The sequence below is a fragment of the Paraburkholderia heleia NBRC 101817 genome (assembly GCF_000739775.1).
In the GTDB taxonomy this organism is placed as follows: domain Bacteria; phylum Pseudomonadota; class Gammaproteobacteria; order Burkholderiales; family Burkholderiaceae; genus Paraburkholderia; species Paraburkholderia heleia.
This window is the reverse complement of sequence record NZ_BBJH01000006.1, coordinates 51437-70784: the sequence shown is the minus strand read 5'-3', so window position 1 is coordinate 70784 and position 19348 is coordinate 51437. Positions and strand designations below refer to the sequence as shown.

General features: G+C 62.8%; 18 protein-coding genes. 13 read left to right on the top strand and 5 right to left on the bottom strand.

What is annotated here, in order from left to right; genetic code table 11:
- The first annotated feature begins 67 nt into the window (after positions 1 to 67).
- Positions 68 to 463, top strand: coding sequence for a winged helix-turn-helix transcriptional regulator (locus BHE01S_RS05990; RefSeq protein WP_084068597.1), 396 nt, complete (start codon positions 68 to 70; stop codon positions 461 to 463).
- Positions 464 to 794: 331 nt separating this feature from the next.
- Here BHE01S_RS05990 and BHE01S_RS05985 read toward each other — a convergent pair whose 3' ends face one another.
- From BHE01S_RS05985 to BHE01S_RS05975, 3 genes are read right to left on the bottom strand one after another with little or no spacing between them, the layout of a single operon-like run.
- Entirely contained in the window at positions 795 to 1781 is a 987-nt protein-coding gene (locus BHE01S_RS05985; protein WP_042261628.1) for an NAD(P)H-quinone oxidoreductase, read from the bottom strand.
- 14 nt (positions 1782 to 1795) lie between these two features.
- A complete protein-coding gene (locus BHE01S_RS05980; protein ID WP_042261625.1) occupies positions 1796 to 2128 on the bottom strand; it encodes a carboxymuconolactone decarboxylase family protein in 333 nt (110 codons plus the stop codon).
- A 13-nt stretch (positions 2129 to 2141) separates the two neighbouring features.
- A complete protein-coding gene (locus BHE01S_RS05975) occupies positions 2142 to 3578 on the bottom strand; it encodes an NAD-dependent succinate-semialdehyde dehydrogenase (protein WP_042261624.1) in 1437 nt (478 codons plus the stop codon).
- A gap of 339 nt (positions 3579 to 3917) precedes the next feature.
- Between BHE01S_RS05975 and BHE01S_RS05970 the strand changes: the two genes are divergently transcribed.
- The 3 genes from BHE01S_RS05970 to BHE01S_RS05960 all read left to right on the top strand — a co-directional run bounded on the left by BHE01S_RS05970 (position 3918) and on the right by BHE01S_RS05960 (position 7591).
- Positions 3918 to 4874: a LysR family transcriptional regulator gene (locus BHE01S_RS05970; RefSeq protein WP_042261622.1), complete on the top strand. Its 957-nt coding sequence runs from the start codon at positions 3918 to 3920 to the stop codon at positions 4872 to 4874.
- Positions 4875 to 5540: 666 nt separating this feature from the next.
- Complete coding sequence (locus BHE01S_RS05965; protein ID WP_042261619.1) at positions 5541 to 6350, top strand: DUF5677 domain-containing protein; 810 nt, start codon at positions 5541 to 5543, stop codon at positions 6348 to 6350.
- A 77-nt stretch (positions 6351 to 6427) separates the two neighbouring features.
- Positions 6428 to 7591, top strand: a complete 1164-nt coding sequence (locus tag BHE01S_RS05960) for a DUF6602 domain-containing protein (protein ID WP_042261617.1) — start codon at positions 6428 to 6430, stop codon at positions 7589 to 7591.
- A 361-nt stretch (positions 7592 to 7952) separates the two neighbouring features.
- On the opposite strand, the gene BHE01S_RS05955 is transcribed toward BHE01S_RS05960, so the two are convergent.
- On the bottom strand, positions 7953 to 8387 hold the full coding sequence (locus BHE01S_RS05955; RefSeq protein ID WP_042261616.1) for a winged helix-turn-helix transcriptional regulator: 435 nt from the start codon (positions 8385 to 8387) through the stop codon (positions 7953 to 7955).
- Between the two features lie 109 nt (positions 8388 to 8496).
- On the opposite strand from BHE01S_RS05955, the gene BHE01S_RS05950 reads away from it, so the two are divergent.
- The 3 genes from BHE01S_RS05950 to BHE01S_RS39755 are packed head-to-tail and all read left to right on the top strand — an operon-like array spanning position 8497 to position 10291.
- Complete coding sequence (locus BHE01S_RS05950; RefSeq protein ID WP_042261615.1) at positions 8497 to 9114, top strand: FMN-dependent NADH-azoreductase; 618 nt, start codon at positions 8497 to 8499, stop codon at positions 9112 to 9114.
- 5 nt (positions 9115 to 9119) lie between these two features.
- Positions 9120 to 9383, top strand: a complete 264-nt coding sequence (locus tag BHE01S_RS05945; RefSeq protein WP_042262089.1) for an NAD(P)-dependent oxidoreductase — start codon at positions 9120 to 9122, stop codon at positions 9381 to 9383.
- 26 nt (positions 9384 to 9409) lie between these two features.
- Complete coding sequence (locus BHE01S_RS39755) at positions 9410 to 10291, top strand: TnsD family Tn7-like transposition protein (protein ID WP_407669472.1); 882 nt, start codon at positions 9410 to 9412, stop codon at positions 10289 to 10291.
- Between the two features lie 322 nt (positions 10292 to 10613).
- Here the strand turns inward: BHE01S_RS39755 and BHE01S_RS05940 are convergent, their stop codons facing one another.
- A complete protein-coding gene (locus tag BHE01S_RS05940) occupies positions 10614 to 11564 on the bottom strand; it encodes a LysR family transcriptional regulator (protein ID WP_042261614.1) in 951 nt (316 codons plus the stop codon).
- A 210-nt stretch (positions 11565 to 11774) separates the two neighbouring features.
- On the opposite strand from BHE01S_RS05940, the gene BHE01S_RS05935 reads away from it, so the two are divergent.
- The 6 genes from BHE01S_RS05935 (at position 11775) to BHE01S_RS05910 (ending at position 19335) form a co-directional block, all read left to right on the top strand.
- The gene (locus BHE01S_RS05935) at positions 11775 to 13160 is read left to right on the top strand and encodes an MFS transporter (RefSeq protein ID WP_084068595.1); all 1386 of its coding nucleotides are present in this window, start codon (positions 11775 to 11777) and stop codon (positions 13158 to 13160) included.
- Positions 13161 to 13187: 27 nt separating this feature from the next.
- Positions 13188 to 13979 (top strand): SDR family NAD(P)-dependent oxidoreductase, encoded by a 792-nt coding sequence (locus BHE01S_RS05930; RefSeq protein ID WP_042261613.1) that lies wholly within the window; start codon positions 13188 to 13190, stop codon positions 13977 to 13979.
- A 62-nt stretch (positions 13980 to 14041) separates the two neighbouring features.
- On the top strand, positions 14042 to 15799 hold the full coding sequence (ilvD, locus tag BHE01S_RS05925; protein ID WP_042261612.1) for a dihydroxy-acid dehydratase: 1758 nt from the start codon (positions 14042 to 14044) through the stop codon (positions 15797 to 15799).
- Positions 15796 to 16701, top strand: a complete 906-nt coding sequence (locus tag BHE01S_RS05920) for an NAD(P)-dependent oxidoreductase (protein ID WP_245639649.1) — start codon at positions 15796 to 15798, stop codon at positions 16699 to 16701. The genes ilvD and BHE01S_RS05920 overlap by 4 nt, the downstream gene beginning before the upstream one ends.
- A gap of 88 nt (positions 16702 to 16789) precedes the next feature.
- Positions 16790 to 18118 carry an MFS transporter gene (locus BHE01S_RS05915; RefSeq protein WP_042261610.1) on the top strand — a complete coding sequence of 443 codons (1329 nt, stop codon included), beginning with the start codon at positions 16790 to 16792 and terminating at the stop codon, positions 18116 to 18118.
- The gene (locus tag BHE01S_RS05910; RefSeq protein ID WP_042261608.1) at positions 18115 to 19335 is read left to right on the top strand and encodes an alpha-hydroxy acid oxidase; all 1221 of its coding nucleotides are present in this window, start codon (positions 18115 to 18117) and stop codon (positions 19333 to 19335) included. The genes BHE01S_RS05915 and BHE01S_RS05910 overlap by 4 nt, the downstream gene beginning before the upstream one ends.
- Positions 19336 to 19348 lie beyond the last annotated feature (13 nt).

Here is a 19348-nt window from a genome sequence, read left to right as displayed (position 1 = left end):
TATAAATCGGAAGCTAGCCTCAAGGAAGAAGGCACTTTAGTTTCAGTCACTAACATTGAGGTAAGTTATGAAGAAGCCGAGCAAAGCCAGCCAACTGGACCCTGCAGCGATCTGCAGAAGCTCCGACCCGATGGCGGTTCGGGAACTGCTAACGAAGATTGGCGACAAGTGGACGATCTTCGTCGTGCTTTCGCTCGACCTTCTCGGCGGGCGCGCTCGATTCTCCGTACTCGAACGTGCGGTTCCGGGAATTTCGCAACGGATGCTCTCTTCGACCCTGAAGAATCTCGAACGTGACGGTCTGGTAATTCGTGAGCTGTTTCCTGAGGTGCCGCCGCGCGTCGAGTATGAGATGACGGATCTTGGAAAGAGCCTGCTGGCACCTACTCAAGGACTGGTTGATTGGGCCAAGGAAAACTGGGAGCAAGTCAGGGATGCACAGCATAAATACGACGTAAGGTAGCGTCTACTGTGGCAGTCGAATCGTCGTTTTCACGTCGGCTATAGCCTTTCGGACCGGTAACCAGGCGAGTGAGCATATTCGCTTACGCTTGCCCCGGTGAACGACCGCTTCACTTTCGAGAGCTGCCGCTGTTCCCGCAGCGCCCTGAATGACGGCAGCGGGTCGCTTTATGCCCGTTGCATGAGCGGCCGCCTCTGCGACGATCACCCCGCTCGGTCGGCGGACGCTGGCCGGCCAGGATGGGACACTCAATCGGCAGCGATAGGTGGCCGAAACTCAACCAGTTTCAGCCATCCAGGTCGGAGCGTATCCGACAGCCTGTCGCCGCCGCTTAACTCGTCGTCAGGATAATTTTCCCCACATTCCCCGCCGATTCCATGCGGCGATGGGCGTCGGCCGCGCGCGCCAGAGGAAACGTACTGTCGACAACGGGCTCGAGGCGGTGGCCACCAGAGAAGCGGCTGAGCCAACGTTCACCGAAACGCCGGACCATCGCGTGCTTTTCAGCCTGGGCGCGTGACTTCATGACCGTGCCGATAATCTGGATGTGGTGGTACAGAAGAGTCTCCAGGTCGACACTCACCTGGCCGCCGCCACCCAGAATCCCAACTTGCACAAGACGCCCCCCGTGCGCGAGGGAAGCGATATTGCGTGCGAAATACGGCTCCCCGACGAAATCAATCACAACATCGACGCCCCGCCCACCAGTCTTCTGGGCGACGACAGCCGCAAAATCCTGCGCGCGGTAGTCAATGACATGGTCGGCGCCGAGTTGAACAACACGTTCGAGCTTCGTCGCCTCGGCAGTCGCAAATACAGTCGCGCTGGTCGCGTATGCGAGCTGGACCGCGGCGGAACCAACGCCGCCCGCCGCCGCATGAATGAGCACGGAATCGCCCTGCTGAAGCCGTCCGAGATGCATCATCGCTTCATGCGCCGTGACGAATACTTCAGGGATGGCAGCCGCGTGCACGTAGTCGAGCTGCTCAGGAATCGGCATCGCCATGCGCCAGTCGATGCGAGCAATTTCAGCGTACGCGCCGCCACCGACCACCCCCATCACGCGGTCGCCAACCTTATAGCCTTCGACCGACGCGCCGACCTCCAGCACCTCGCCCGCGATTTCCAGCCCCATGATGGTCGAGTCGCCGAAGTTCGGCCGTCCGTATCCGCCGCGTCGATGCGTGACGTCAGCGCGGTTCACGCCTGCTGCATGTACACGGACCAAAAGGTCGTCGGGGCGCAGTTCCGGGTCGGGAACGTCGGCGAGTTTGAGCACATCGGCATCGCCGAATTCGTTGAAGGTGATGGCTTTCATGATTGCGTGTCCTGTTATGCCTGTACATCGCCAAGCGTCGATTGCGCGGCGGCGGAAGCCGAGATAGCGGCCGGAAATCCTGCGTAGAACGAGAGGTGGGTAATGGTTGCTGCGAGTTCTTCCCGCGTGACGCCATTGCTCACAGCACGGCGCAGATGCGCGGGAAGCTCGTCGTGGTGGTGGCCACCAACAATCAGGGCGGCGACGGTCACGAGGCTTCTGTCTCGCGGCGAAAGCGCCGGGTCGGCCCAGACCTGCGGAAACAGCACGTCATCGACGAGTGCGGCGAGCTTCGGCGTGAATGCCCGCGCGGCTTCACGCGGGCTGTCGAAATTGGTTTTTGACATGATGTGGCGCTCCTCAGATTTGGCTGATGAACTTGTTGGCGAGATAGAACTCGATGCCTTCGGCGCCACCTTCGGAGCCGATTCCGCTTTCCTTGAGCCCGCCGAACGGAAGCTCAGTGGAGACGATGCGGTACTGGTTAATGCCAATCATCCCGGCTTCCAGCCCGTCGCCCACGGCGAGGGCGGTGCGTGCGTTGTTCGTGAACGCATAGGCCGAGAGGCCGTACGGCAGGCGGTTCGCTTCGGCAAGACCGTCTTCCAGCTGGTCGAAACGCATCAGCACCGCGATGGGACCGAAAGGCTCCTCGTGCATCACGCGGGCGTCCATCGGCACGTCGGCGAGCACGGTCGGTTCGAAGAAGTAACCGTCCCCCGCGATGCGCTGGCCGCCTGCCAGCACCTTTGCGCCGCGCGCCACCGCATCCGCGACGAGTTCTTCCATCTTTGCAATCTGCCGAGGATTTGCGAGCGGGCCGACCTGCGTGCCGGGCTGCATGCCGTCGCCCACCCTGAGCGCCTGGGTAGCGGACACGAAGTGGCCAACGAACTCGTCGTAGACTTCGCGCTGAATCAGGAAGCGTGTTGACGAGATGCAGACCTGGCCGGTGCCGCGAAAGCGGTTCGCCGCGCCTTCGACGGCGGCCCGTTCGACGTCTGCGTCTTTGAAGACGAGCACGGGGCCGTGACCGCCAAGTTCCAGCGTAATCGGCTTCACGCCTTCGGCGGCCCGCGCGGCAAGCAGTCGGCCGATGGGAACTGAGCCCGTGAACGTCACCTTGCGGATGATCGGCGACGCAATCAGCGTCTTCGACACCTCGTCGGGTACGCCGAAGACGACCTGCAGCACGCCCTTGGGCAAACCTGCGTCGTCGAGTGCGCGGGCGAGAGCGAGGGCCGTCGCGGGGCTTTCCTCGCCCGGCTTGATGATGACGCTACAGCCAGCGGCCAGCGCCGCCGAGAGCTTCCGGGCAGGCGTGATAGCCGGAAAATTCCACGGCGTAAAGGCGGCGACTGGTCCGATGGCCTGCTTCTTAACCAGTTGCTGCACACGAGGACGGTTCGACGGCACAACGCGACCGTCGATACGGCGCGCTTCTTCCCCGAACCATTCGAAGTATTCGGCTGCACGCAGTACTTCGTCCCGGCTTTCGGCAAGCGGCTTGCCCTCTTCGAGCGTCAGCAGTTCGGCAATGTGAGTGGCGCGCTCACGAATCAGGTCCGCGCCGGCTTTAAGAATACGTGCGCGCTCCGCCGGCGCCGTATTGCGCCATACGTCGAACGCGCGCTTTGCCGTACGCAACGCCAGGTCGAGGTCAGCTGCCGTTGCAAGCGGCACGCGGCCCAATTCCTGCAGCGTAGCGGGATTGACGACCGGGGCAGTGTCGCGTTCACTGGCAGCAATCCACTCTCCGTTGATGAAAAGATAGAGGGAGTCGTAGTCGGCATTCATTTTCACAACCTCAATATGGTTAGTAATTCGAATTAATAATGGTTAATGCCCAGACCGACAAATGAATTCATCCTGACGTTGCCGACCCTGGCGAAACTGGAGGAAGCGGTCCTGGCTTTCGGCTTTCCGTCAATGTCTGCCTGCGGAACGCAGTCTAGGCGGGAAGCGCAACCGGTTTTAGCCAGGGCAGAAAGAATGATTCTTTCCGTGAGAGGGAAAATCCGCGCGCTCCGACCGGTTACGCTTACCGACACGCAAGGCGGCGCTCGCCTATGATGGCCGTACGCCCGTGCAGCGCGGGCGCGGATTCAGTGAAATCAGACGAACGGGACAGGTGGGATGGACAAGTTATATAACATGTCAGTTTTTGCAAAAGTCGTCGAAATGGGGAGCTTCACTGCGGTCGCGAACCATCTGGACACGACAGTAGGGAACATCTCGCGCGCGGTTTCGGTACTCGAGGAGTCGCTGGACACCCGGCTCATACAGCGCTCGACGCGCCGTCTGGTCATCACCGATGCGGGACGGCGGTTCTACGACCGGTGCGTGGCCATCTTGACCGACGTGGAGCATGCGGAGGCCGAGGCGCGGGACGCTCTGCTGGAGCCGCGCGGCACGTTGCGCGTCCACTCGGTGCCCGGGCTTGGGCGCAATCTGGTGACTCGCGCCGTCATGGCGTACCGCAACTCGTATCCGGAGGTGTCGGTCGACCTCCTGCTGTCCCAGCGCATGCCGAATCTGCTCGAAGAGCAACTCGACGTCGGTATCGTGATTACACGAACGCTACCCGACTCAGCCTACGTCAGCCAGAACATAGGCACCAGCCATTGCATCCTCGCAGCATCGCCCGAGTATCTGGCAGCCCATCCGGCACCGACGTGCCCGGAAGACCTTATCGACCATCACTGCGTTCTGCTCGGGACAGTCGATTATGCGCCCGACGAGTGGCATCTCCAGAGCGCGGCTGGCGACGCTACCTTCCGCCCAACCGGCCCACATTTCAGCGTCAACGATATGGATTCGATGTCACAAGCCCTTCGAGATGGCGCGGGTATCGGCCTCCTCGCGGCGTTCTCAGCGATGGATGACCTGCGCAGCGGCGCACTCGTTCGCATACTGCCCGGGTATCACACGCAGGTGCGCAACGTCTATGCGGTCTACCCATCTCGACAGTTCGTCGACGCAAAAATCAAACGGTTCGTCGAGATGTTGAAGGCCCACGTGGGAGAGCATCTGGACGCTTACGCGAGAGAACTCGACCTCGCTCCCGCCGCAATTCTGCCCTCAGTTCGCTAGTTTCAGGTACAGCGAGTCTGCGCGAAGACCGCTCAGTCGCTGTATCTGGCAAGGCTCCCCCAATGGTAGCAGACGAATTGCGCGATCCCTGCTCCGCAGTGTGGAGCCGTTTGACCTCTTCCCGAGACCGTGCTCAGCCGATCGCGCCTCCAGTTTCGAGAGCTCGTTGCGCGTAGCGCGGGACACGGTGCAAAACTGCGGGCGAATCTGTTCATCTGTCGGGTAGTGGGACCCCAACCGACGTTCATGCCAGAGCGGCGGCCGACCGCTTCGGGTCGCTTTATGCGTTTTGCATGAGAATCCGTGCCCGCGGCGATCGCCACGCTTGGTCGTCGGGCGCTAGCCGGCCACAATGGGACATTCGATCCAGTGAAAGCAATGTCCGATGTGGCCTCGAAATCGGCCACCCAGGCAGCCCCCGCCGATAGCCTGTCGGCTGATCACAGCAATTGGCCGCGTGGCTGCGTAAAATCACTGGGACCGACACGCAGATCCATGACTGAGGGCCTGAACTATCTAGCCAATGAGCTCGCCAGCTTGGCGCGCGGGGCGCTGCTCAGGGAGCTTGTCAGGGACCGCGCGAGTGAAGGGGGGCGCGTGCTGCATGCGCCCGCTTGGAGATACGCGACACGGGGAATCACCTAGCCAACCCACGGGAGGCTTCGCATGACGGACATTGCATCCAAGCGCGCCGCGGCGCTGACGATCCTCGCCGGCTTCGAGGACCTCTTAGGGCGGGCGAACATATCGGACTCGGGCGAAGCGCGAATGTGTGCGTGCCTGACGCTGACGATCTTCGAGCAGTTCCGTTCGGCGATGTGCCTTATCGACAATGGGCTCGGGACTCACGCGGCCGGTCCGATACGTTCGATGCTCGAAGGTGTGGCGGACCTCGTGAATCTGGCGAAGGACCCGAACTACTTGAGCCAACTGCACTACGACGACGCGCGCAGCAATGTGGCGCTCTACGACGACGCTATGGGCCTCGAGAACGTGCCGCCGCACATGTCCGAGTTTCTGCGCGAGAAGAGAGACCGCGACGAGCCTGTGCGCAAGGAACTGCGCGAGGCAGGCGTAGGCAAGCTGTACGTCGAAGAGCGGCTGAAGCTCGCCAAGCTCGGCGACGCCTACGTGCAATACCGCATTCTCTGCTCGATGGTGCACACGAGTGTTACAAGCCTCATGGCGCGTCACGCGGGCCGCGGGCGATTGACTGAACTCGTGTATTGCGTGCCGCCCGAAGAGCCGGTCCTAGGCATGCTGCTGCTCATTGCTGCTGACCTGCTGATGCGCGCAGGTTCCGAGATGCACAACTTCAGCGACCTGACCGAAGCCGAGGTCAATGCCGTCGGCGAGGAAGTGAAAAAGGCGTGGACTGCGGCCGATCCTGACTACGTGCGGGCTGCAGCCGAGGATACGACAGCGGCCAAGCCAGCAGAACCCGCACAACCCGCCGCGCCGGCCGCAGATCGGTAGGGCTGACATTGAAGTTGCTTCGATTCGATGCGTAACGGACGATGCAGCATGGATCTCCATCGAACACTCACTGACACATGAACACGAAGAATCTATTCCAGAAGATCGGCGAGAAAATGCGCGTCGATTTCGAAGCGGCAGCAGAAATTGAGCACAACGGGTCTCGCGGAACGGTGCGCGAAAATATTCTGAAGAAGTTTTTGAGTGAAGGACGGTTGCCGCCTAAATACGGGCTTGGCGCTGGCGAGATCGTAGGTCGTGCGCGCGATACGTCCCGGCAGTGCGATCTCATCGTGTATGACAAGTTCAATGGCGTGGCGTTGATATACGACGAGAGCACTCAGGTCTACCCGATCGACTGCGTCTACGGAATTATCGAGGTCAAGTCTGCGCTGTCTAAAGCTGAGTTCATCGACGCACTGGAAAAGGTGAAGCACTTCAAGGCGATGGCCCCGAGGGGCAACGTTTCGCAGTCGCTGGGAAACGCTTGGGTAATGACCCGCGAGCGACCGAAGCCATTCGGGGTCATCTTTGCGTATGCCTTGGGCAAGAATTCTCTTGATTCGCTTATCGAAAACCTGCGCGAATGGGAGTCTAATACGCCGCCATCTCTTTGGCCGAACTATGTCTGCGTGCTGGGGCAGGGCGTGATTTATCACAATGGGCAGCCGTTTGAGGATTGCCTTCATAGCGATCAAATAACCTCTGCGTGCTATCCGTCGTCGATGCCGTATGGGCCAGACAGTTTGTTCAAGTTCTATTGCGCCGTTCACGACATGTGCACGCACATGCAGTTGGGGCCGGTGGAACTTCTTCGGTACTTCGACCCCGCGATCCAGATCGGGAAGTATGTCGTGTATGGCCGAGGCGTTGAGGTCGAGATAACGAAGGATGGTAGCGATCCGCGGCCGGCTCGCCTGAAGGAATCGACAGTCGCAAAGATAGTGGAGTGGTGCGCGGGCCGAGAGAAAATCAGCTATGGAGACATCCTTTTAAAGCGAATCGGATCGCTGCCGGTAGGTATGGATGAAAACTCTCCTACGATGAAACGAAAGGTTTTCTTCTACAACCCGGATAACTTGAAGGGGCTAGGCGAATTGAGGGACGCGCTGCAAAGCGGTGGTGAGCCCCCCGATCTCGGCCGAACCTTGATACACACATTTGACTTCATCATCGACGAAGAATGTTATGTCGTTGCAGGGTTGTCACACGAGGACTTCGAGTTCGAGGAATCCAAATAACGTCCTCAATGCATACGGAAGCGGACGTTGCGGACCGATCTAAGAACGACCAAAACGGGTCGCACTGAGCCGTTCCGCCACCGCAGCGCTTGTGCTCGCCTCATGAGTCGGTAGCCGGCCATGAAGCGTCATCGGTCTGCGTCGACGGCGTGACGTTGAGGCGTCCCGTTTGGCTCAGGGAACGGACATCCAAGTCATGCCATGCGACTTTCTTGATCGGCCATGGCCGACTCCTGGTCGGATAGATCGGAAAATGCAGCGCCTGCACACCCAAGAGAGATCGGCAATGGGACAGGTTCCAGCGCAAGCCGTCAGTTGGATTTCGTCGCTGTGTTTGCACAAGCCTACAGCCCAGGCTCGTTTATCGACGCTGGTAGACGACGCCTTGAATCAGGACCTGATCCGGCTCCGGCTCCTCGTCAAAACGTTTATGCGCCTCGGCAATGGCAACTTGATTCTCGCTCGCCCAGTTGACCAACGCCATGACAGGCTTCAACAGAGTTCTTCCCATGTCAGTGAGTTCGTAATCGACACGCGGAGGAATTGTTGGATACATCGTTCGCGTTATCAGTCCGTCGCGTTCCAGTCCGCGCAAGGTCAGTGTCAGCATCCGCTGGGAAATGCCGTCGATGCCACGTTTCAATTCATTGAAGCGTCGCGGACCATTGGCCAACGTAGCGACAATGTAGAGGCTCCACTTGTCGCCGATGCGATCCAGGATTTCGCGGGTTGCCAGGCAGCCGCCAGCGTCAGGTGCAGGCATATCGACGGGTAGCACGGTGTGACTAAGTGACATGCGTGTGCCTTCTTGTGGGGAAGCGGTAGGAACCATACCATCCTTCGTATGCATAGGTAAGTCAGAATCAATATCTGACTTAGTTCTTATTTTATATCTAGGAGTCGTCATGAGCCACACCCTGCTTGTTACCTCCAGCCCGCGCCGGGCTGACAGCCTGTCCACCCGTTTCGCCACCGAAATCGCCGAAGCCATCCAGACCCGTTCGGGCGGCCCGCTGACCGTGCGCGACCTGACCGCGAATCCGCCGCCGCACATCACGCCGGCCTACATCCAGGGCCGGATCACGTCGCCCGAAGATCGCACGCCGGAACAGGTCGAGGCAGTGAAGGTCGCGCAAGAGCTGGTCGACGAGTTGAAGCTCGCCGACGTGATCGTGCTCGGTTCGGGCATGATCAACTTCGGTCCGTCCTCGCAGCTCAAGGCGTGGTTCGATCACGTCACCTGGCCGCGCGTCACCTTCGGCTACGGCGAGACTGGGCCGAAGGGGCTGCTGACCGGCAAAAAGGTCTATCTCGTTACCGCTGCCGGCGGCGTGTTCTCGGAGGGTGCCTGGGCACCGTTCGACTTCCAGACCAACTATCTGCTGCACCTGCTCGGTTTCATCGGCCTGACCGACGTTGAAGTGGTGCGTGTCGAAGGGACGGTGTTGGGTCCCGATGCGGCGAAGGCCGCCATCGCCAACACCGAAACGGCCATCAAAGCCTTGTTGGCGAAGGCAGCGTGACATCCATGGCCGGGATAAAAACCATTGCGCTGTTCGGTGCGACCGGGCCGACCGGAAGGCACATCATCGAGGAGGCCTTGACGCGGGGCTACAACCTGTCGGTCTATACGCGCGACCCAAAGAAACTCGCATCGTTCGCGGGAAGGGTAGAAATCGTTGTCGGCGACCTGCAAGACCGAAGCGCCATTGCAAAGTGCGTCCAAGGTGCCCATGCGGTTATTAGCGCCTTGGGTCCCAACAGTCTCAAGGTGCAGGACGACAAGCCGTGACACCACTCTGGGAGGCATACTCATGTATGGGGGTGCTACATCGAAGTGCTGACGTCCTTGAAGCTGTCTCGACGCGAGGAGACAAATGGAAGCTCGCGTGTACGTGCGGGGTATCATACCGAGTGTCGAACACAGCTCAATGTGATGCCGCACGACTCGTTCCGATTGCTTATGGCGATCGCTACCGGGAACGGTATCGCGCGTTGATTGCTGGAGGACAAACCGTATGGTCCGCGGCACGGAAGTTACGTCTGTCTTATCGTTGGGCGTACCGTGAAAGGGTAGGCAATATTCAATATGGAGAACTCAGGAAGTTGCGTGCGGCGTGGCGCCGGTTGGTTAAAAACGCTCCCCCTGAGAGGCGGATCACTGCGGCGGCTGAAGCCGATCCAGCCGTTCATAAGGCGCTACTGAAAAATGACCAGGAGTGGCTGCTCGCATTCAATCGGAGCCACCGGTCACCAGGGCGGACGAAAGGGGCGGTTCGGCGGAAGGAACCGAGTGCAGACCAGATCCGCGAGGCGTGGCGTGGACTAATATCGGTCGAGCCCCCGATGATGGCAACTCGGAGAGCCATTCTCGAGCGAGCAGGTTTCCTTCGCGCATTGGACCGGAACAGATCATTTGAACCTGTATTGGCCGAACTCGTTGAATCGCGTCTGGCCTATCTTGAGCGGGTGATATCTTGGCTTGCCAACTTGGCATCGGAACAACGGCTGGGCGACTGCGAGGAAGCTCTCCGGAGAGCTGGGTTGCGGAGAAGTAGGTTTAACAGGGAACAGAGAGAGCGGATCCGCGGAATCGAATTGATGAGCGCCGTCGAAGGTGATGCCACTCACAACTGTCAGGTCGGAGTCGGACCACTGTGGTGGAAGAGTCGATTTGTCTGGGAGTGCCGTTCGGAGTGAACCGGGTGGGGGGCTCCGGCTGCAGCAAACTTGCCCGAATGATCGCTCCCTTTTTTAATGCAGCGCAGCATGGCTCAGATGTGGCCCTTTTTCAGTATCGCTTCGGAAGCCTTGTCTGCAGGCTACCCTGCAGACTTTGCGGATCTGCAATCGGGGCAGGTTCAGAGATCGCGGTCGCTGCCGCAGACTTTGAGTGGACCTCATGCTTCGGACTTCAACGGTGACAACGGCCGTTCGACCAAAATTTCTCCCAAACTTTGATGTGCGTCCATAGGGGTGGGGCGCACAACACCGCCGGCGGGCCGCAATGTCGTACGGCGCGTCAGTCGCCGTGCAACTCGCCCGACGCCTCGACGAGGCATTGCACGAACAACTCCGTGGCGGGTCCGCTGACATCCGCACGCGAGTGCGCGATGACCTCACCGAGCTGCTCGATCGCCGGCAGCGGCAATACCCGCATGTTGGCGCGTATGGCGTGGCTTCGCGCGATCGAGATCGGCAGGATGGAGACGAAATCGCCGCGTTGGAGCAGCGCCAGGTTGAGCGCGAGCGAGCTCGATTCGACGCTGCTCGCCGCAGGCACGACGCCTTGCGCATCGAGCGTTGCGATCAGCGTCGTATAAGCCGGCGATCCGCGTTGCGGCGTGATCCACCGGCATTCGCGCAGATCGGCCCAGCCGGGCTGCCGATCCGGCGCGCCGAGCGGGTGAGCCGCCCCGGCCACGAATACGAACGGATCGCGCAGCAACGTCTCGTGCTTCACGGGAACGAGCGTGCTCGTGATCCGGTTGCGGCCCACCGCGACGTCCAGGTCGCCGTCTTCGAGCATCTTGAGCAGCCGGTCGAGCGTGGCCTCGACGAATGAGAACGAGGCGGCCGGAGCGCGCCTCAGAAACAGCTCGACGGCGTTGGCCACGAGCGGATCGGGAACAGTCACGACCGCACCCACGCGCACGTGGCCGCCCGTGCCGGCCGCAAGCGCGCTAACGTCGCGTCGCGCCAGCTCCAGATGACGCAGCACGTCCCGTCCGCACGCGACGATGACCTTGCCGATTGCCGTCAGCTCCAGCTTGTTGCCGCTGCGGGTGACGACGGCCACCCCGATCGCCCCCTCGATCTCCGCGATCTGCTTGGAAATGGCCGGCTGCGTCACGTGAAACGCATTGGCCACTCGCGTCACCTGACCCAGGTCCGCGAGCGCGACGAGGATGCGCAGATGCGGCAGCTTGAGTCCGGACCGAAAGAAGCGTTCGATTGGATCGACGTTCGACATCCGCGTTTTCCCTTATTCGACATAACCGCCAGGTTATATGCTACGCCGAAAGAGTGATTTGCAGACCGGCGGGTGTGCCCGCTACTCTGGAGGCCCGTCGAGTCTCGCGCATTGCCTTGCGCGGCACCTGCAACCGGGTTGCGTCACATAACAGAGGAGCGGCCGAGGGCCGCCCGCCATAGCGCGGCAGGTCAATGCGCCGGAGACAGCATGAGCATGGAGTCATTGGGTAATGGCGGATGGGTGGGCGGCGCGCGCTCGGGCGGTCTGTCCGCCGCGCCGCCGGTGAGCGGCGACGACTGGAGCGAGCAGCGCCAGGCCGCGCTTTATCGCAAGCTCGCGCGTCATATCCTGCCGTTCCTGTTCCTTGCTTTCATGGTCGCGTACATCGATCGGGTCAACGTGAGCTTTGCGAGGCTGCAAATGCTCGCAGACCTGAAACTCAGCGATACAGCCTATGGGACGGGGGCCGGAATTTTCTTTCTCGGCTATTTCATTTTCGAAGTACCGAGCAATCTGATTCTGAGCCGCGTCGGCGCGCGACGCTGGATTGCGAGAATCATGATCACGTGGTCGATCATCTCGAGTCTCACGATGTTCGTGAACAGCGCGGCTTCCTTTTACGTCATGCGCTTTCTGCTCGGCGTTGCGGAAGCCGGCTTCTTTCCGGGCATCGTTCTGTATCTGTCGAACTGGTTTCCGTCAGGGCGGCGCACGCAGATCATCGCGATGTTCATGACGGCAATCCCGGTTTCCGGGGCGATAGGCGGTCCGCTTTCGGGCTGGGTCATGTCGGGTCTCGATGGTGTGAGCGGCGTCGCAGGCTGGAAATGGCTGTTCCTCGTCGAGGGCGCGGGCTCATTGGCGGTCGGTATCGCGGCGCTCTTCCTGCTCTATGACCGCATCGAATCGGTGCGCTGGCTGGACGCGGACGAAAAGGCATTTCTTCGCGACGACCTGGCCCGCGACGCAACCGTACGCGTCGAATATTCCGTCTGGCGCGCGCTGCGCAGCACTCGTGTGTGGATGTTGTGCCTCGCGTACTTCTGCATCGCAATGGGCAATTACGGGCTCGCATTCTGGATGCCGACCATCATCAAGGCGAGCGGCGTCGCCAGTGTCGGCAACATCGGCTGGCTGTCGGCGGTGCCTTCCCTGATCAGCGCGGTCACGATGGTGCTGATCGCGCGCCACGCGGATCGACGCAACGAACGGCGCCGCCATGTCGCGCTTTGCTGCACGCTGGGCGCTGCCGGTTTGCTCGCATCGGTGCTGGGCGCCGCGAGCGTGCCGGTCGCGCTGCTTGCGCTGGTGCTGGCCGCCATCGGCATCAATGCCATTGCCCCCGTTTTCTGGGGCATTCCTACCGCGCTCATTGGCGGCACCGGCGCGGCCGCTGCAATCGCCCTGATCAACTGCACCGGCAATCTCGCGGGCTTCGTCAGCCCGTTCATGGTGGGCTGGCTGTCCGACTTGAGCGGCGGCAAGCTGTTGCCCGGCATGCTCACCATTGCCGCCGCGCTGCTGCTTGGCGCGGGTCTCGTGCTTTTGCTGCCGAGGCGCCGCGAGGCCGCCGCCGGCCCCGACACGTTCTGACTTCGACACGATCCCGAGATATTCCGTATGACTGATTCCACATCCCCGGTGTGCATGATCACCGGCGCCGCAACGGGCATTGGCGCGGCCACCGCATTGCGCTTCGCGCGCGCGGGCTGGTCGGTGGCGATCGGCAATTTCGACGCCAGCACGCGAGCGTTCGCGGCGGACGTCGAAATGCAATGCCGCGCATCCGGTGCGCATGCCCTGGTGTTCGACGCCGACGTCAGCCGGGAAGCCGACTGCCGCCGCGCGGTCGACAAGGTCGCTACGCGCTGGCGCCGCATCGATGCCCTCGTCAACTGCGCGGGGACGACGCGCGTGATCCCGCATCACGCGCTCGACGCGATCGATGCCGTCGAATTCGAGCGGGTTTATCGCGTGAACGCAATCGGCGTGTTTCAGATGACGTCGGCGGCCGCGCCGCTGTTGCGCGAAACCGCCACTGAAGAGCGCAGCACGAGCGTTGTCAACGTGTCGTCGCTGGCGGGTTTGAACGGAACCGGTTCGTCGATCGCCTACGCGGCCTCGAAGGGCGCGGTGAATACGATGACGCTTTCGCTTGCCCGCTCGCTCGCTCCCCATGTCCGTGTCAACGCGATCGCGCCCGGCATGGTCGACGACGGGCTGCTTCGACGTTCGCTCGACGCCGACGCATACGCGTCGGTACTGGGCCGGATGAAGACGAATGCGCCGCTCAAGCGCGTCTCCACACCGGCCGAAATGGCGGAACTCGTATGGTTCCTGGCGGCGCACGCACACGCGGTGACCGGACAGGTCATTGCGGCGGAAAACGGCCTGCTGCTGACGGGCCTCTGAGCGCGCCGCGAGCGAGGCGACCAGCAGTTCCTCACACCTGTAACGGACGAATCGGGTCATACATGACGAATCTGCACAAACATCGCTCACGCATGGTGACGGACGGCGTGACGCGCGCGCCGCACCGCGCGTTTCTGCGCGCGACCGGGCTGGACGACGCGGCGATGCAAAAACCCTTCGTGGCGATTGTCGACACCTTCGGCGAAAACACGCCGTGCTCGATGTCGTTGAACCAGATTTCCGACAACGTCCGGCTCGGCGTCGCCGCGGGCGGCGGCGTGCCGATCCGCGGCTCGGCGATTTCAGTCTCCGACGGCACGTCGATGAATCATGCCGGCATGCGCATGAGCCTCGTGTCGCGCGAAGTCGTCGCGGACAGCGTCGAGCTGTTCGTGCGCGCGCACGGTTACGACGCGCTCGTCGGCGTGGCCGGCTGCGACAAGACGTTACCGGGCATCCTGATGGGAATGGTGCGCGTGAATGTGCCGGGCGTCTTCCTGTTCGGCGGTGCAATGCTGCCCGGCACCGCGCCGGGGGCCATCCCGGGCGGCGCCGCTGCCGGCCTGCAGCGGCAGGCGACCATCCTGACGACGATCGAGGCCGTGGGCACCACGCAACGCGGTGATCTCTCGCGCGCGCAACTCGACGAAATCGAGAAGCGCTGCACGCCGACCGCGGGGTCATGTCCTGGGCAGTTCACCGCCAATACGATGGCGATGGTCGCCGAAACGCTCGGACTCGCGCCGCTCGGCTCGGCGATGGTGCCGGCCGTCTACAGCGAACGCATCGCCATTGCACGGCGCGCGGGCGAGACCGTGATGACCGCGCTGAAGACCGGCGGACCTTTGCCGCGCGAGCTGGTCACGCGCGAGAGTCTGGAAAACGCCTGCGCCGCAGTGGCGGCGACGGGCGGCTCGACCAACGCCGCGCTGCATATCCCAGCTATCGCGCACGAGGCGGGGGTCCGTTTCACGCTCGACGACATCGAGCGCGTGTTTGCGCGCATTCCGCTGATCGGTGATCTGCAGCCAGGCGGCCGGTATCTCGCGCAGGACCTGTATCACGCGGGTGGCGTGCCGGCCGTGCTCAATGCGCTGCTCGCCGGCGGACATCTGCACGGCGATGTCCCGACGCTCGAGGGGCTCACGCTCGCCCAGGCGCTCAGCCGCTTCGCGGGTCCCGACGGCGAGGTGGTGCGCGCGTGCGATGCGCCGCTATCGGACAACGGCGGACTCGTGATTCTGCGGGGCAACCTCGCGCCGGACGGCGCGTGCCTCAAGATCGCCGGCCTGAAATCGCTCACCTTCACGGGCAAGGCACGCATTTTCGAGTGCGAGGAGGAATGCATGAAGGTCGTCGCGGCCCGGGACTATCGCGAGGGAGATGTCCTCGTGATTCGCAACGAAGGGCCGAAAGGCGGGCCGGGCATGCGCGAGATGCTCAGTGTGACCGCGGCGATCTATGGGCAGGGAATGGGAGAAAAGGTTGCGCTTCTCACCGACGGCCGGTTTTCCGGTGCGACGCGTGGGATGTGTATCGGGTATGTGGGACCCGAGGCCGCCGAGGGCGGCCCGATCGCGCTGCTGCGCGAAGGCGATCTGATCCAGATCGATGCGCGCAACGGGATCCTGCGCGTCGAACTCTCCGACGCCGAACTCGCACAACGCAACGCGCAGCGCCGTGCGCCGGCCCCGCGGCGACTGGCGGGCGTGCTCGAGAAATACGCGGCGCTCGTCGGTCCCGCGCATCTCGGCGCGGTAACGCATTCGGGCAATCTCGACTGGCCCTATGACGCGCGTACGCATGGAGACCCGGAATGAGCGCGAACGACAACTCCGGCGCGACGATGCGCTGCGTTGGATTCTGCGGGCTCGGCCGCATGGGGCTGCCCATGGCGCGTCGCCTCGCGGCGGCCGGTTACCGTGTGGCCGTATGGAACCGCTCGGTGGACAAGTGTGCGCTCGTGAAGCAGGCGGCGCCGGCGTCGACGATCGTCTGCGCGAGCCCGGCGGAGGTGGCCGCTTCGAGCGAGGCGGTGATGCTGTGTCTGACCGATGGCGCAGCGGTCGAGGCGGTCGCATTCGGCGCAGACGGCCTGGCAGAGGGCGCGCGGCCGAACCTGACCGTGGTCGATCATTCGACGATCGCGCCAGCGACCACACGTGTGCTTGCCTCGCGCTGGCGCGACGGCAACGGCGGCAGCTGGATCGACGCGCCGGTGTCGGGCGGCACGGCCGGGGCGGCAGCCGGGACGCTCGCGGTGATGGCCGGCGGCAGCGAGGAGGCGATCGCGAGCGTGCGCCCCGTGCTTCGTGCGTACGCGACGACCCTGACGCGCATGGGCGAGAGCGGCGCCGGGCAGGCGACGAAGCTCGCCAATCAGACCATCGTCATGACGACCATCGCCGCGCTGGCCGAAGCGACGCGTCTCGCCCGACACACGGGGATCGATGGCGCCAGCATCCCGGCCGCATTGAAAGGCGGATGGGCCGACTCGGTATTGCTGCAAACGCTGATGCCGCGAATGATCGACGCGCCCTCCGAGGCGAGCGGCACGATCCGCACGATGCTGAAGGATCTCGACGCGCTCGAAGCGTTTGCACGCGAGCACGAGGTCAGGCTTCCGGTTGCAGCCGTGGTGCGCGAACTGCTCGTTCGCGCGGTCGCGCAAGGACTCGGCGACGCCGATATCTCGCAGGTCGTGCAGGTCGAACCCGACTGACGCATGACTGCGCGAACAACGGTCTGCCTGTGAAAAAGGATGCAGGCCAGCACTGTGCAGTACAAAATAAATCCATCCAGGAGACACGATGCCCACCCTCGAATCGGATCGCATGCTCGACATGCAGCACGAAGCGCTAACGGCCAGCCAATGGCGCCTGATCATACTGGCGAGTCTCGGCGGCGCGCTGGAGTTCTATGACTTCGTCGTTTATGGCGTGTTTGCGCAGTACATCGGCCGCGCGTTTTTCTCGATGCTCGCGCCGCTGATGGCGCTCGCCATGTCGTTTGCCGTGTTCGCGATCGGCTATCTGTCGCGACCGCTCGGGGGCGCGGTCCTCAGCTGGTTCGGCGACCGCTACGGCCGCCGGCGCGTGTTCATCGTGTCGGTCATCGTCGTATCGCTGTCGACGATCGGCATGGGGCTCGTGCCGACCTACGCGAGCTGGGGAATCGCGGCAACGGTGACGATGATCCTCTTGCGGCTGATTCAGGGCTTCTGTCTGGGCGGCGAACTGCCCGGGTCGATCACATACGTCGTCGAAACGGTGCCGCGTCGCGCGGGGTTCGTGTGCGGCATCGTGTTCTTCTGCGTGAATTCGGGCGTCCTGCTCGCGGCGGCGGTCAATCTTGCCGTGCATCTGCTGCTCGCTCCACCGGACGTTGCGGCCTATGGCTGGCGCATCGCGTTCGTCTTCGGCGGTCTGATCGGGTTGCTCGGCTTCTGGCTGCGCCGCAAGCTGGAGGAGACACCTGAATTCTCCAGCATGAAAAGCATCGCGTCGAAACACCCGCTTGCCGAACTGCTGCGCGAACATTGGCGAGCCGTCCTTTTCGGTATCGCGGCGACGGTTGCCACCGCGGGCTACAACGGTTTGCTGTTCGCGCACATGCCTGCCTATCTCGAGAAGGTGCTGCACTACGATGCGCGCAGCGTGGCAATCGGGCAGAATCTCGCGCTCGCGACCGCGTCGCTGGGCATTCTGCTGGTTGGACGTCTCGGAGACAGCGTGTCGCGCCGCCATCTGATGCGCGCGGGCGCGCTGCTGCTGATCGTGCTCAGCATGCCGTTCTATCGCGCCGCCGTCGCGCACAGCATGAATCTGTCGGCGTTGATGATACTGGCGGGACTCGGGGCCGCGCTCACCAACGGAACCTTCGCCTGCATCGTTGCCGACATGTTCCCGACGCGCGTCCGGTTTAGCGGCGTGGCCATCGCGTTCAATCTCGGCATGACCATTTTCAGCGGCCCTACGCCGCTGGTGGCGACGTGGCTGATCGGCAAGACCGGCGACCCCACGTCGCCGGGACTTCTCATGATCGCCTGCGCGGTCATCACGTTCGCCGGAACTTTCGGCTTCAAGGCACTCAGCGGACATATCGGACCGCGTGCCGCACTCGCCGTATCCCGCTCATGACCCGACGCCCCGTTGCCGCCCATGACCGCCAATTGCGCCGCGCCGCGAGTATCGGGGATCTGCGGGCACTCGCGCGTCGCCGCTTGCCGCGCATGGTGTTCGATTACATCGACGGCGCCGCCGGTGAAGAACATACCGCGTGGCGCAACCGGGCCGCTTTTCAGCGCGTGTTGCTGAACCCGGAGGTGCTGGTCGATGTCTCCACCCGCTCGACCGCGACGCGCCTTTTCGGCCAGGACGTGGCGATGCCGGTGGTCGTCGGCCCCACGGGCCTGAATGGCGCAGCGTGGGAGTCGGGCGATCTGTGTCTCGCGCGGGGTGCCGCGCGTGCGAACATTCCGTTCGTGATGAGCACCGCCGCGACCGTCGGATTGCCGGAGATGGACGCGGCCGCCGGGCGGCTGCGCTGGTTTCAGCTATACATGCTGAAGGACAAGGGACTTGCGCGGGAATTTCTGCAACAGATCGCCCGCTACGGGTTCGGTGTGCTGCAGTTGACGGTCGACACAGCGGTAGGCGGACGTCGCAACCGCGACATTCGCAATGGTTTCACGCTGCCGTTCCGCTGGACCGCTGCGAACCTGCTCGACGGCGCCCGGCATTGGCGCTGGGCCTTTCAAATGGCAAGGCAAGGTGTTCCGTCGCTCAAGGTATTTGCGGATCTGCTGGGTAGCGCGGCGCGCGGGTCGACGATCTCAGAGGTCATGCAACAGCAGATCAGCGCGTCGCTGACGTGGAACGATATCGCGTGGCTGCGCGACCAGTGGCAGGGAACACTCGTACTGAAGGGGCTCATTGCCCCGGCGCACGCACGCCTTGCGCGCGAGGTCGGCGCAGACGGCGTGGTCGTGTCGAATCATGGAGGCCGTCAACTGGATGGTGCGGGTTCGACCATCGAGGCACTCCTGGCGTTTTGCGACGCCGCGCACGATGATCTGACGGTCCTTGTCGACAGTGGCTTCCGTACCGGATCGGACATTGCAAAAGCGCTCGCGCTCGGCGCGCACGGCGTCCAGCTCGGGCGTGCCACGCTCTATGGGCTCGCGGCAAAGGGCGAACCCGGCGTGGCGCGCGCCCTCGAGATTCTCCGGCACGAACTCGAAACGACGATGGCGATGTGCGGCGCGCGAACCGTGGCGGAGATGCGCGGCAAATGCACGATTGCCTCGGCGCACGACGTTCTTCATGAACCGGCGCTGGCGTCGTCCGACATGTGACGGCGTGAAGCCG

Excerpts from the sequence above, each read along its gene's own strand:
- BHE01S_RS05960 (WP_042261617.1), top strand. The coding sequence starts at position 6,428 with ATGAACACGAAGAATCTATTCCAGAAGATCGGCGAGAAAATGCGCGTC.
- BHE01S_RS05935 (WP_084068595.1), top strand. The coding sequence starts at position 11,775 with ATGAGCATGGAGTCATTGGGTAATGGCGGATGGGTGGGCGGCGCGCGC.
- BHE01S_RS05970 (WP_042261622.1), top strand. The coding sequence starts at position 3,918 with ATGGACAAGTTATATAACATGTCAGTTTTTGCAAAAGTCGTCGAAATG.
- BHE01S_RS05910 (WP_042261608.1), top strand. The coding sequence starts at position 18,115 with ATGACCCGACGCCCCGTTGCCGCCCATGACCGCCAATTGCGCCGCGCC.
- BHE01S_RS05940 (WP_042261614.1), bottom strand. The coding sequence starts at position 11,564 with ATGTCGAACGTCGATCCAATCGAACGCTTCTTTCGGTCCGGACTCAAG.
- BHE01S_RS05990 (WP_084068597.1), top strand. The coding sequence starts at position 68 with ATGAAGAAGCCGAGCAAAGCCAGCCAACTGGACCCTGCAGCGATCTGC.
- BHE01S_RS05920 (WP_245639649.1), top strand. The coding sequence starts at position 15,796 with ATGAGCGCGAACGACAACTCCGGCGCGACGATGCGCTGCGTTGGATTC.
- BHE01S_RS05965 (WP_042261619.1), top strand. The coding sequence starts at position 5,541 with ATGACGGACATTGCATCCAAGCGCGCCGCGGCGCTGACGATCCTCGCC.
- BHE01S_RS05915 (WP_042261610.1), top strand. The coding sequence starts at position 16,790 with ATGCCCACCCTCGAATCGGATCGCATGCTCGACATGCAGCACGAAGCG.
- BHE01S_RS05985 (WP_042261628.1), bottom strand. The coding sequence starts at position 1,781 with ATGAAAGCCATCACCTTCAACGAATTCGGCGATGCCGATGTGCTCAAA.
- BHE01S_RS05980 (WP_042261625.1), bottom strand. The coding sequence starts at position 2,128 with ATGTCAAAAACCAATTTCGACAGCCCGCGTGAAGCCGCGCGGGCATTC.
- BHE01S_RS05950 (WP_042261615.1), top strand. The coding sequence starts at position 8,497 with ATGAGCCACACCCTGCTTGTTACCTCCAGCCCGCGCCGGGCTGACAGC.
- ilvD (WP_042261612.1), top strand. The coding sequence starts at position 14,042 with ATGACGAATCTGCACAAACATCGCTCACGCATGGTGACGGACGGCGTG.
- BHE01S_RS05975 (WP_042261624.1), bottom strand. The coding sequence starts at position 3,578 with ATGAATGCCGACTACGACTCCCTCTATCTTTTCATCAACGGAGAGTGG.
- BHE01S_RS05955 (WP_042261616.1), bottom strand. The coding sequence starts at position 8,387 with ATGTCACTTAGTCACACCGTGCTACCCGTCGATATGCCTGCACCTGAC.
- BHE01S_RS05930 (WP_042261613.1), top strand. The coding sequence starts at position 13,188 with ATGACTGATTCCACATCCCCGGTGTGCATGATCACCGGCGCCGCAACG.
- BHE01S_RS05945 (WP_042262089.1), top strand. The coding sequence starts at position 9,120 with ATGGCCGGGATAAAAACCATTGCGCTGTTCGGTGCGACCGGGCCGACC.
- BHE01S_RS39755 (WP_407669472.1), top strand. The coding sequence starts at position 9,410 with ATGGGGGTGCTACATCGAAGTGCTGACGTCCTTGAAGCTGTCTCGACG.